At 35.4% G+C, this 12,989-nt stretch carries 13 protein-coding genes; 4 read left to right on the top strand and 9 right to left on the bottom strand.

Features of this window, described 5'->3' with window-relative positions; genetic code table 11:
• Positions 1 to 1,417: sensor histidine kinase (locus AC07XN_RS16075; RefSeq protein ID WP_494743811.1), on the top strand; the 1,417-nt coding region annotated here is incomplete at its 5' end.
• Positions 1,418 to 1,429: 12 nt separating this feature from the next.
• The gene (locus tag AC07XN_RS16070) at positions 1,430 to 1,876 is read left to right on the top strand and encodes a response regulator (protein WP_309912597.1); all 447 of its coding nucleotides are present in this window, start codon (positions 1,430 to 1,432) and stop codon (positions 1,874 to 1,876) included.
• Here the strand turns inward: AC07XN_RS16070 and AC07XN_RS16065 are convergent.
• The 3 genes from AC07XN_RS16065 to AC07XN_RS16055 all read right to left on the bottom strand — a co-directional run bounded on the left by AC07XN_RS16065 (position 1,873) and on the right by AC07XN_RS16055 (position 3,204).
• Entirely contained in the window at positions 1,873 to 2,412 is a 540-nt protein-coding gene (locus AC07XN_RS16065) for a hypothetical protein (RefSeq protein ID WP_494743810.1), read from the bottom strand. The two genes, AC07XN_RS16070 and AC07XN_RS16065, sit on opposite strands and share 4 nt — an antisense overlap.
• Entirely contained in the window at positions 2,393 to 2,764 is a 372-nt protein-coding gene (locus tag AC07XN_RS16060; protein ID WP_309912602.1) for a hypothetical protein, read from the bottom strand. The genes AC07XN_RS16065 and AC07XN_RS16060 overlap by 20 nt, the downstream gene beginning before the upstream one ends.
• Before the next feature lie 131 nt (positions 2,765 to 2,895).
• Positions 2,896 to 3,204: a YtxH domain-containing protein gene (locus tag AC07XN_RS16055; protein ID WP_309912604.1), complete on the bottom strand. Its 309-nt coding sequence runs from the start codon at positions 3,202 to 3,204 to the stop codon at positions 2,896 to 2,898.
• Between the two features lie 328 nt (positions 3,205 to 3,532).
• On the opposite strand from AC07XN_RS16055, the gene AC07XN_RS16050 reads away from it, so the two are divergent.
• Positions 3,533 to 3,877, top strand: coding sequence for a response regulator (locus tag AC07XN_RS16050; protein ID WP_309912606.1), 345 nt, complete (start codon positions 3,533 to 3,535; stop codon positions 3,875 to 3,877).
• Positions 3,878 to 3,965: 88 nt separating this feature from the next.
• Here the strand turns inward: AC07XN_RS16050 and AC07XN_RS16045 are convergent, their stop codons facing one another.
• The 6 genes from AC07XN_RS16045 to AC07XN_RS16020 all read right to left on the bottom strand — a co-directional run bounded on the left by AC07XN_RS16045 (position 3,966) and on the right by AC07XN_RS16020 (position 10,906).
• Complete coding sequence (locus AC07XN_RS16045; protein WP_494743809.1) at positions 3,966 to 5,075, bottom strand: M15 family metallopeptidase; 1,110 nt, start codon at positions 5,073 to 5,075, stop codon at positions 3,966 to 3,968.
• Between the two features lie 58 nt (positions 5,076 to 5,133).
• Positions 5,134 to 5,997: a DMT family transporter gene (locus AC07XN_RS16040; RefSeq protein ID WP_309912610.1), complete on the bottom strand. Its 864-nt coding sequence runs from the start codon at positions 5,995 to 5,997 to the stop codon at positions 5,134 to 5,136.
• 131 nt (positions 5,998 to 6,128) lie between these two features.
• Entirely contained in the window at positions 6,129 to 8,477 is a 2,349-nt protein-coding gene (locus AC07XN_RS16035) for a ChbG/HpnK family deacetylase (RefSeq protein ID WP_494743808.1), read from the bottom strand.
• A gap of 252 nt (positions 8,478 to 8,729) precedes the next feature.
• Entirely contained in the window at positions 8,730 to 9,308 is a 579-nt protein-coding gene (gene def / locus AC07XN_RS16030; RefSeq protein WP_309912615.1) for a peptide deformylase, read from the bottom strand.
• Positions 9,309 to 9,399: 91 nt separating this feature from the next.
• On the bottom strand, positions 9,400 to 10,227 hold the full coding sequence (locus tag AC07XN_RS16025) for an FAD-binding domain-containing protein (protein ID WP_494743807.1): 828 nt from the start codon (positions 10,225 to 10,227) through the stop codon (positions 9,400 to 9,402).
• Between the two features lie 28 nt (positions 10,228 to 10,255).
• Positions 10,256 to 10,906, bottom strand: coding sequence for a deoxyribodipyrimidine photo-lyase (locus tag AC07XN_RS16020; RefSeq protein ID WP_494743806.1), 651 nt, complete (start codon positions 10,904 to 10,906; stop codon positions 10,256 to 10,258).
• Positions 10,907 to 11,042: 136 nt separating this feature from the next.
• On the opposite strand from AC07XN_RS16020, the gene AC07XN_RS16015 reads away from it, so the two are divergent.
• Positions 11,043 to 12,989 (top strand): NB-ARC domain-containing protein (locus AC07XN_RS16015; RefSeq protein ID WP_494743805.1); only part of this gene is annotated, 1,947 nt, incomplete at its 3' end.

The raw sequence follows: 12,989 nt of genomic DNA, 5'->3' as shown, positions 1-12,989 counted from the left end.
CCTTAACAAATTGTTAATTATGCAAAGATCTCAAACCTTACAATTCATTATAGCTTCTTTTATAGGATTTGCCTTTATGCTGGGTGGTTTATCTTGGATTTCTTTCGAACAAATTTCTTTAAATAAAGAGTATGCCCAATTAGTTGAACATACTCAATCTGTACTATGGTTAAGTGAAGAGCTTATCTCCTCTATGAAAGATGTTGAGACAGGCCAGCGAGGGTATATCATTAGTGGAAATGCTACTCATTTGCAGACTTATAGAGAAGGTAAATTAAAGGTATTTGCAAGGTTAGATACCCTTAAATTATTAGTTGCTGATAATCCTGTGCAGTTAAGAAGTTTAGGTAAAATTGAGGCGATGGTGAAAGAGAAAATAAAATATGTAGATTATAGTATTAATACTACCAGTAACAGTCAACCACTAGAATTGAATGTATTTGAAAAAGGAAGGGAGGCGATGGATAATCTTAGGGTGTGGATTTCTACTTTTCAAAGCAACGAAAAATCACTACTTGATACAAGGGTGCGTTCCAAAACTCACGGACAGTCGCTCTTGCCTATTTACCAAATTATGCTTGCAGTTGCCTCTTTCACACTGCTATTTATATCATTCTTCTTAATCTATTCTGAACTTAAAAATCGTTTTAAGTTTCAACGTGCGCTGGAAAATAAAATTGAAGAACTCAATCGCTCCAATACTGAATTAGAGCAATTTGCTTATGTGGCATCGCATGATTTGCAAGAACCACTCAGAAAAATCAGGGCTTTTTGCGATAAGTTATTGGTGAGACAAAAAATATTCTTAAATGAGGATGGACAAGAAACGCTTGACAAAATTTCAGCATCGGCTACCCGAATGCAAATATTGATAGATGACTTATTGAATTTTTCGAGATTGGTAAGTCCTAAAAAACAGGAACTAGGATACGTTAACCTAAATAACATTATAGAAGATGTCTTGAGTGATTTTTCAGAAGTAATCACTCAAAAAAATGCAAGTTTCTCCATTGCTAAACTTCCAGAAATAAAAGTTTATAGTTTTCAGATGAGACAGCTTTTTTTAAATATTATTAGCAATTCATTAAAATATACGAAAGAAGGAGTTTTGCCTAAAATAAATATTGAATATTCTACTGTACAAGGTAATAGCATTGCGCAACTTTCTAGCGTACATGAAGACCGTTTTTTCCATAAAATTACAGTACAGGATAATGGAATTGGATTTGAAGAGGAATATTGTGAGAAAATTTTCGTAATTTTCCAGCGTTTACATAACCGCAATGCCTATCAAGGTACTGGTGTTGGCTTAGCTATTTGCAGAAGAGTGATGAATAATCACAACGGCTTTATTTTTGCCGAAGGCAAATCGTATGATGGAGCAACATTTAGTATCTATTTCCCAATTACTGCTTAATAACTTGATGAAATGAAAAAAAGATACGAAATCTTAATTGCTGACGATGATGATGATGATAAGTTTTTAGTAAAATCGGCCTTTGATGATTGTGCTTCTCATATTCCAATTCAATTCGTTGAAAATGGTATCGAAGTACTAGAATATTTAAAAAATGAGGGACAATTTGCTGATAAACTTAAATTCGCTAGGCCATCAATTCTTATTTTAGACTTGAATATGCCTAAGAAAGATGGTCGAGAGACACTCAAAGAAATAAAAACAAATCCATTATTAAAAAACATACCTGTAATAGTATTAACAACCTCTAAAGCCCAAGAAGATATTAATCTTTGCTATTCTTATGGTGCTAATGCTTACATAGTTAAACCTAACTCGTTTACAGAGCTCACTGACATTATTACAGTCATCACAAAATTTTGGCTAGAAATCGTGACACTCCCTCCTGTTATCGGCTAAACAGTTTTTCTTACGTGGTGATGATTCTTTTTTATAGGTACGTTATCTATTGATATTGTTGTTAACACAGGCTCAGGTTTTTCACTGGTAACATCTTTTACCCACATCAGTGCTTTTTCTAACAAACCTCTTCGAGGCTTTGATGGATTTTCTATGGGTTTATTTGTTGGAGCAACTTTTTCTTTAATCCAAGAGACAGATTCTTCCACCAAATTACCCTTATGGTTGGCAACGTAATTGCTCAATAGATTCTTGGCAAAAAAAGGAACTACTAAGCGAGTAATCCATGACGCTCGTCGTAAAATTAAGTTTCTCAAGATGGCATCAACGCCTAAATTGAGCCCAAAATTTACTAAGACATTATTTCGACTACTCTGAACAAACAATTGTTGAGATGCACCTGCAATCTGTCGAACTGGATTTATTTCAGCTTTAAGGTCTTCGAAATCTTTACTAAGTTTGGCTTTGGAAACCACTATTTGGTTTTCAAGGCGTAGCTTTTCTGCTTTATATTGATCAATATTTTGTATTTTCATCTCCGCTAGAAAATTTCTTTAAAAAAGAATTTATTAAAGGCACTTTTATATATTTATCTTTCAAAAGCCAAAGTAAAATAGCAATTACGACATACAACATTCCGACGTATAGGAATCCAAGCGCAAAACTATTGAAGTGTTGCCCAATAAAAAACGCCAGCGAAAAGCTCATAAACAACAATACAATCATACCAATGACAATAAAAATCAAAGCCGTAGCGGCACTAGTGATGCCGTCTGCCGCTTTATAAGAAGCATTCAACACACCTAATTTCCACTGTGCCTCAATATATTCTTTAGCGTGTTCGAAGACGTCTTCAGAAGTATCTTTAACTTGTTCAAAAACAGTCATAATTTTATTGAGTAAAACTTGATTAGAGATAATAATTGACAAGTAATGCCAAGGCATTACAACACCACCTAAATAAGTTCGAGCTGACCAAAGGAATTACCAAAGGTATTTTTTGGTCAGCTCATTCCCTACTAAGCTCCTGCTACATCTCTTTGTGCCGACTTAACAGTGTTAACAGTATTATCTGCTATTTGCTCAAATTCGTCTTTGGCTTTGTTCTTCCAACTTTTAGCTCTGCTTTCAGCATCTTCAACTAGCGCTTTCGCTTGATTACCCCTTGCCTGAACCATACTTAATAATTCATCTGCCCAATTGTTAGCATTTTTCTTTACAATCTTTCTTAAATCAGAACCTTTTTCAGGAGCGAATACTAACCCAATTGCTGCACCAACCGCTGCGGCTGCCGCAATTCCAACAATAATTTTTGCGTTGTTTGACATGATAAAAATTGTTTTAGTGTGAATCTTTAATATCTTCGTCTAATAGCTTGAATAAAACCTATCAAAACGTTATTCCTACTTTCTCATCTTAAAATTTTCATACCTTAAACAAATACTTATTTTTTTGGATAGTTTTGAGGTACACAATCCTCAAATTGTGGAATTTATCTTTTGGCTTTAATAATCTTTATATTACACTGGCATGATTTTTTATTAGTGTTCTTCATATATGTAAAACTTAAAAAGTTCAACATAAATCTTATGCTGTTTCCTATAACCATTAGTGTTTAAAAGGCTGACAAGACTAAAATTTGGACTGCCAAATGCCATGAAAAATGTAGCTTTAATTATCGATGATGAAAAAGACACCTGCCTTTTATTAAAACATTTTCTTAAAAGAAAAGGTATTTCCTCATTTTATGCTCTGACGCTCCAAGAAGGAATTGGAAAAGCTTTGGAGGTAAAACCTAACTGGTTGTTCTTAGACAACAATTTGCCAGATGGGTATGGAATTGACCGTGTAAAAGAGATAAAATCTATTTCACCCGAGTCTAAAATAATAATGATTAGTGCGATGGGGAATTTATATGAAATTGCTACCAGTGTTGGTGCAGATTTATTTATAGAAAAGCCTCTGGACTTCACTAAAATTGAGAAATCACTTACTTTGTAAAACAGATAATTCGCTATAATTGGCACAGGATATTTCCTTATTGCCAATTATACTCTACTACTAATTTAATCTCTAAACCTTATTACCTTTATTTCCACAAACCCAAAGGATAAGCAATTTTACTTTTGGCTGTAATTAAACTTACAGTTTGTGAAGATAAATCTCCTATCAACAATAAGTCATTTTCAGGCTGATATCCGTCAGAAGTTGCCAATTGTAACTGTATTTTATCAATCAAAATATTTGGCAATTCACTTTGGCTATCCATACACTGGCATGGTTTATCTTGCTTTATTTTATTAAGTTCCTGCAAAAGTTCCTTGGTATCTCCTGCTTTTTGTTCTTTGCCCCAGCCTATCATTTTGTTCATCCAAGTGTTGTATATTGGTCTGAAAGGCTCAAATTCAAAGACTAAATCAGGATATTTCCTTAGTAATTCTGCTCCGTTTTTATACAACTGTATATGCCCAGAATCGATAAAACCAACAAAATTGCCACCCCATGTAAGACCAAATGCTTCTGTTAGGCTATCTAAAGGGCGATAAAAAACTAAGTTATTCGACATTCTTCCTCTGCGATTATAAATCGCAAAATCTGCCGCTAAACCGAAATTATGCATTGAAACTGGTGTAGCCGTTTTGTTCTTTCCTAAATAATGTAATTGACGGCTCGTAGAACGTAAATCTGAAACTACTTTGATAGAGCGATATTTCCGTTTCATGATAGACAATACAGAATCCCTTTTCCCAAGAAAAGTTTTACGCTCATCTCCTAGCATATTTTCCCATCGATTGTATAAATAACTCGGCTGTTTTACTAATGCCCACAGATAGGCTTGTTCTTGCCAAGTAATATTTAAGTCGGGAAAACCAGTGATATTTATAATTTCCGAATCTTCCGCATCATCCCTTGCCTGTAACGCTGTTGCCTGAATATTGCCCAAAGTATCCACAAAAGCGACATAAATATTCCTCGCTTTTAGATTTTGTTTCAGCAAAGTATCTGCTAGATAGAATGGCTGTGTAAGGGTGTATACCTTCAACTCATTTACATATTGTGTTGTATCACAAGTTAAATCCTGCCAAGAATCATCTTTAAATAAATTTGATGTGTTATCAATCAAATTACAAGCAAATAAGGAAACCGAGGCGATAAGTATTTTTAGAAAATTTCTTAAGAGTAAGGCAGATATGATCATAAAGTATTAAGGAATATTTATACCAAAATACAAGAAAATAGCCAATCAGGCAATTAATTCAAGCATTTAGTTTATCTCGCTGGGCTAAATACAAGCCAGCTATCACTAACGACGTCCCGATATAGGTATAAGGTGTGATAGGTTCATCCAAAATCAATGATGCATAAATAAACCCAAAAATAGGATTGAGGAAAAGCCAAAGTGAGGCTTTTATGGGGTCTATTTTGAGGAGATATAACCACAATTGTACTGCACCGATGGATACTGGAATGGCCAACCAAAGCACAGACATTGTAAATTTAAAGTCATATACATTCTGCGACCAGTCAGTAAAGAAATAAGTAATGGGTAATAAGAAAAACCCTCCTATTAATACCTGCCACGCATTAATGGTAGATAATGACAGATGCCATGTTTGGGCAGAATAATAAACCGTCCCTACTGAATAGGCTATCATACTGGCTGAAAGAATGAGTAATCCCTCAACATCGGCAAAACTCTGTTGCAAAAGTGGGTAAGTAGCGATAGCTACCCCTGAAATACCCAATATTAAACCAAAAACCTCTGTCCTTTTTACGGAACGACCAAGCCAAAAAGCAGATAAAACACTAATAATGAGTGGATTTGTTGCCACAGCCAAACTTCCGATGCCTGCTGACACATGTTTGAGTGCTACAACAAAACATCCTAAATATACCGTGACATTCAAAAAACCATAAATGGCGATTTTTTTCCACTCTTGCGTATTTGGTAGGGGATTTTTCTTGACAATGTGGCTATAACCTAACATTAAAATGCCTGCCAAGAAAAATCTACAACTACCGATGACAAAAGGTTGGGCCGACAAAAGCCCAATTTTGGTGGCTGCTGATGCTGATGCCCAAAGCATTGCAAAAAGTAACCCTATAATAATATTTTTCATTCAATACGATTCTTATACTTCAATAAGCAATACTAGGCTAAATCAGTTTCAAAGTTGAGACTTTTTAGCGTAAAAGTGTGCCTTATTGATGCTAAAATCATATATATACGGGAATTAATGTTGATTATTATTTACTTTTTCCCTTCAATTACGTCTTTATAACTTACCAACTGTATTCCTTTATTTAGAATAGCTGTCTTTACTTTTTCACTCGTAAAAATAGTCGTCACATCTTGGCGCCCATTGGCTACATCCTCATAACCGATATGGTATATAGCACGAAGTTCGTCATTATCAAGCCCAGGATGTTCTACAAACACGTAGGTTTTGCCGTCTTCTAGTTTATCAAGCATGACAATAAAGGCCTCAATCCTATCCTCAGTGCTTTTATTATTAAAGTCAAAACCAGTATAAGCCACATTAATATCCTTCATCGAATCTACATCTACCATAGTCAGCTTATACTCTTTTGCTACACGTCTTGCCATATTTTTCACTTCCTGTGTAAAGGCCGTACTACCCATGTGACCAGAAACGTGGCTCAATCTTGGGATATATTTCAACGCCATCTCAATTTGAGCTCTTAATTCCTTTTCAATGTCCTCAAGCTTCCAATCATTATCCAATACCGCTTGTTTAGGGTAATTATTGTTGTGGAAAAGCATTGGGTAAAAATATCCATCCTCATTTCGTAGGCTTTTTGCCTCAGTGAGGGGTCTCCATTTTACATTATCCCATTCGCTAGTAATGGCAAAATGTAGCCCTACATCTACAGTTTTATTTTCAGCCAGTAGTTTCACCGCTTCTGGAAACCACGGCGACGCCACAATCACTTCAATGGATGTTTCGATACCTTCTCTATAAGATTTTATCAATGCTTCGTTGCCTGAATGTGAATAACCCATATCATCCCCTCTGACGATTAGCTTAGGTGCATTCGCTTTATTACTAAATAAAATGCCTTTAGCGATGCTTCGTTTTCGATTGATGTTAAATATGCTTTGGAAATCAACCGATACACTTTCGCCATCAAAACTACAAACGATGGTTTCTGTATGCGGACTTTCGATATAGCGTAATGTTAATACCAAGGTATTTTCATCTTTCCATGTATAGCTTCCTGCTACTTTGAAGGCTGGCAATCCTACCCTATTTGCTTTTGCTCCTGCTACTAAATACGGTCCGAATTTAGTTGTTTCAGAAAACTCCCATTTCCCCGCACCAAAAGGAATTTGATGAGTAGCTGAATCGGTTTTGAAGGCTACTTTACAAACACCATCGCTGAAATTAAATTGTATATTTTCAAAGCTCCTATCACCCGTAATCATCCCAAATGTTTTGCCCGAAACCTTCGCTTCTATGCCAGAACTATTACTTTTATTAGGAATGGCTAATGCCAAAGAAGCCGTTTTTTCTTTCAACTTAGCTAACATCGTAGGATTAGCAGGTAATTTTTTGGCTTTGAAAGCAGGTAAAAGGTATTTCCAGAGTAAATTAAATTCGCCTTGCATATCGGGTGCTTCGGCTGTAACAATAATTACGGCATCTTGCTCTGGCAAAACGATGATAAATTGCCCATTGGCACCATCACCTCTAAAACCATTGTTTCTACAACGCCACATTTGATAACAGTAGCCCTGTAGCCAATCGCTAGAATCTTTTTTGGCTTGTGTAGCATTAGGGTCTTGCATGATTTTCATAGTCGAAGCCTCCTCAACCCATGATGCTGGCAACACTTGTTTCCCTTTCCACACTCCTTTTTGTAGAAATAATTGACCAAATTTGGCCATATCCTCCGTTTTGAGGCGCAATCCCCAACCACCTGTATTGATGCCTTTAGGGTCTACTTCCCAGTCTATCCCACTAATGCCCAAAGGTTCAAAAAGTCTTGGTTTTAGGTAATCAATCACTTTCTGCCCTGTTACTTTCTGTACAATAGCTGATAGCATATACGTAGCCGTTGAATTATACAAAAATTTAGACCCTGGTTTGTTGACAATAGGCGTACGCAGAAAAGCTTTTACCCAGTTTTCATTTTTGCCAGCAATTTCGCCTGTTGGGTCGGTTGCGTGTCCGACGCTCATGGTCAGTAAATCTTTTATTTTTAGCTCAGCTAGATATGGACTAATCTGTGTTGGTAAATCTTCTGGAAAAAAAGAGATTACTTTATCATCCACACTCAATTTTTTTTCTGTTACAGCAAAACCTATAGCAGTAGCTGTAAAGCTTTTGCTGACCGAATACATCGTATGTTTTAAATCATTGGCATAAGGATTCCACCAAGATTCGGCCACTACTTTGCCATGACGAAGCATCATAAAACTATGAAATTCGTGTTTGCTTTTTGAAGCGGCATCCAGAAAATTAATAATGGCTTCAGAAGAAACGCCTTCTGCTTCGGGCGTACTTCTTGGAAGAGCAACTGGCTTTTGAGCCAATATTTGAAAACTGACGAAGAGGAGAATAAATATTTTTCTCATTACAGGATGATTAAGGATGAAAAGCTGATTGTTTTTAACAAATTAACAAAAACTAATCAATAAATAATCCTGTTCTGTATTAGCAAAGCCCATTTTTTGAAATGATAGAGGCAACTATTATAAATAACAAAGGTCTCATGATTTTATTCTCATGAGACCTTTATTAATTTAAGTAATCTATGTAAAATAAATACTGAACCTGAACCCAAGTAATGACAACTGACCATACATCACTCACAACTCTTAACTCATTTACTTAGGAAACTTCATCTTATAATCTACTTTAATATTGCCCTTGGTAATATTAGCAAGTTTGTTCTTCAACATTCTCTTTTTTACAGGACTTAAATGGTCTGTGAAAAGAATACCATCGATATGGTCGTATTCGTGTTGAATAATACGAGCCGCTAAGCCTTCAAATTCTTCAATATGTTCTTTAAAATCAACATCTAGGTATTTAATCTTAACAAATTCTGGACGATATACGTCTTCTCTGATATTTGGAATAGACAAACATCCTTCTTCAAAAGCCCATTCATCACCATCTTCTTCTAATATTTCGGCATTGATAAATACTTTTTTGAAATCCACCAAAGAAGGGTCTTTATCTCTTTCGTCTAAATCTTCTCCTTCATTAAATGGGCGACCATCTACTACAAACATTCTGATGGCTAGACCAATCTGCGGAGCAGCCAAGCCTACACCAGAAGCATTGTACATGGTTTCAAACATATCTTCTGATAACTTCTTTACATCAATCGAGCCTTTTTCTATATCAACGGCAACTTTTCTAAGCACGGAATCACCGTAAGCAACTATAGGATAAATCATTTTCTGAGTTTTCTGAATGCGACTAAATACGTCGTTTTGTTATGTATGTGATTTGCATTTCCAAATCTTCCTACAAAGTTACGGAAAAGGTTTATTTTTTCTTTCTTCGCTGCAAAGCTTCCTTGGTGGGAATAGTGTGTTTTTCTATTATTTGTTTTTTTTTCCCTGCCACACCCTCTGTTTTACGATGTCCCCAGATGCGTTCTTTGGCAATTTTGGTATTTTCTTCAAAGTTGATGATAGGAAACGGATAGTCTTCGCCTAAATGAAACCCATGAAAATCTTGTTCAAGATTCGTCATCTTCCATGGTTCATGGATGTATTCAACAGGGCATTTTTGTAATTCGGGAAGCCATTGCTTTATAAAAACTCCTTCGGGGTCATGTTCTTGCGATTGTTTGATAGGGTTATACATTCGCACAGTATTAATACCCGTAACACCTGCCTGCATTTGAAATTGTGGATAATGTATGCCCGGTTCAAAATCTAAAAACAATCTTGCTAAATGTAATGCACCTTCTTTCCAATGATGAAATAATTGGTGTGTAAGCACCGAAACCAACATGGCTCGCATCCTAAAATTAATATAACCCGTTTCATGCAAACATCTCATACAAGCATCTACCAGTGGGAACCCCGTTCTGCCTTCTGCCCATGCCTTATAGTGTTCCTGATTTTCTGAAATAGATAATGTATCATAGCCACGGTTCAGGTTCTCGAACTCCATACGATCTTCCATCTCAAATTTTTGAATAAAATGACAGTGCCAGCGTAATCTCGACCCAAAATTATCTAATTGCCATTTCAAAGATGGATCAACTTTAGATGTTTGTAAACCAGCCTGATATACTTGTCTGATAGAAATACAACCCCAAGCAATATAGGGCGAAAGCCGACTACAACCCTTGCGTGAAGCCAAAGGTTTAGAAAGCGATTTAGCATAGTTTTTAGCCCTGTCCCCTGTCGCTCAGAAAAGAATTAAGATAACGGTGTGCAAAGCTTTCTCCACCCGGTTGTTGGGTTTTATTGAAGGCATAACCCTTAAAAAGTATTTCTGGTGAAGAAATTTCTTGGAATTGGAAACTATTCAACGCTTCATTTTCTGAATACCAATGTGTAAAATCTGGCTTTTCAAGGGATTTACTCATATATTTGTGCCAGTCTTTTACCCAATTTTCTCTATTCTTTTTCCCTCGTATTACACCATTGCTCTGATATTCCAACCATTGAATATTATTATTCTTACAGAAAGCACTCACGGCTTTATCACGGTCGTAAGTAACTTTTAGTCCTGTTTCTTCATGAGAAAAAATCTTGTTGATAGGTATATTTTGCTGTAAATTTTCCAGAAAAGGGATTACCTCTGAATAAATAATTTTGATAGAAATCTGTGGATTAATACCTTCCAATTGTTGATTTAAATCTTGTAGAGCCTCCCAAACAAATTGCCAATGTCTTGGTGAATAATGAGGATCTTGTATTACGGTAGGTTCAAAGCAGTAGACCATCAGTAACGGTTTTTTATCCGCCAGCGCGGCCGACAACGCGGCATTATCTCGTAAACGTAAATCCCGTTTGAACCAAAGTATATTAATCACGATATTGGGTTTGAAGACATATTGAATACTGACTAAATCATAAAAGGTAGATTTTTGTTTAGTTTTATTGATACAATACTTTTTTTAGTTCAGTAAATACCTTATTTTCAAAACATTATTTAATCTACCTAGATCAATGAAAAGAAACTACTCTATATTTCTTGCTTCTTCGAATGAACTGCTTCATGAGCGTAAAGAATTTGAGATTGCCATCCGCAGACTTATGAAACACTACGAAAAAAATAACGTAGCAATCAACCTAGAAGTTTGGGAAGATATGGACGACGCCGTTAATACTACTTGCAAACAGGAAGATTATAACGAATCCCTCCGAAAATGCCAGATTTTTGTGATGTTATTTTGGACTAAAGTAGGCAAATACACGCGTGAGGAATTTGACGTTGCTTATCAATTATTCCTAAACACGGGTTCTCCAAGAATATATTTGTATGAAAAAACCGTAGCAAAAGACGGCATCAAAGATTGGCAAAAACAAAGTAAAGATGATTTCTTAGCTTTTTTGAAAAGAGAGGGGAAACAGCAATTTCAATCAACTTTTGAACATCCCGATACTTTCATTAGCAAATTTGAAAAAAATCTTGATGATTTGTTTGAAGACCCCAATAATAACATTTTTACTTATGGCAAGATAGCAGAACTCATAAGTTTAAATGGTGCAAGCGAACCTATAGGCTTTTTGGGCAGAGAAAATGAATTGAGCACTATCCGAGAAAAACTTGATAAAAGTGGAAAACTCATGCTGATTAATGCCGAAGGGGGTATTGGTAAAACTACTTTAGCTACTAAATATTGGCATGATAACCTATATAACTATCAATACAATGCGTGGCTCTATTGTGAAAATGGAATTATTGTTGCCCTAAAAGAATTAGCTCCCAACCTTGGTATTGATTTGGCAAATATGGATGAAGCTCAGCAACTAAAATCCTTAAAGGAAGGCTTGTCTAAGTTACATGATAATTTTCTATTGGTGTTGGATAATGCTAATGATGCCAAAGAGATAAGACGATTTAAACAAGAGTTTGAAGGCTTTCATTGGCACGTACTATTTACTAGCCGTTGTAATGATGTATTGGATAAAAGTCAAGAATTAGCCATTACTCATCTTCCTCCAGAACTTGCAAAAGAGCTTTTTAAACGCCATTACCAAGAAAATACGGCGGATTTTGAACAACTGCTTGATAGCGTATTAATAGCCCTTAATTATCATACATTATTAATTGAAATTTTTGCTAAAAATCTTAAAAAGGCTTCTAAAATTGGTTTAGATTTAGAGACCTTCTTAAATAAATTAGAAGATGAAGGGTTGTTTTTGGGTGAAGATAGTTTTCAAATACAAACGGAATATACGGGAGCTATTAAAAAGAATGCTGCCACTACTGACGAAATTTTAGAAATATTATATGATTTCACTAAACTCTCTGAAAACGAACGCTATGACTTGGTAAATATCGCTTTATTACCTGCCGAAAGTTATACGGATGTCTTTTTAAGAGATTTGATGGCAGACAATGACAAACTAACCCAAAAAAATTATTTGAATACGCTGGAGAGTTTATTTCAAAAAGGGTGGCTATCAGGTACTATCAATGAAAATTATCGTATTAGCCCCGTGATACAGGAATTAGCTCTTAAAAAAAACCATGATACGCTTGCAGAGGATGCACAAGTATTATTAAATAAATTAAATAGTATTTTAGAAACAGATGCTTATAATTTATTAAACATTGAACTTAATGATGCCTTACCTTATGTAAAACCTATAGAACACCTTAGTAAATGCCTAATACAGCATCCAAGCTGGGATATTGCCAATTATAATTTTAGTGCAGGTATTTATTATGAGAACATAGGCGATTTAGTTTCTGCCAAAAAATGTTATCAAAATTTTCATAGTATATACCAAAAGCTTTTAAAGAATGAATCTGAAAACCTTTCTTACAAAAATGGACTCGCTATATCTTATTCTAAATTGGGTGGAATTTATGAAGCAACAGGGGATTGGAAAAACGCTCTCGTGAATTTCCAAGAAAGAAATCGACTAGGAAAAGAAATTTATGAA

It is taken from the genome of Arcicella sp. GW458-12-2-14-TSB2, assembly GCF_059423785.1.
This window is presented reverse-complemented; position numbering and strand designations above follow the sequence as displayed.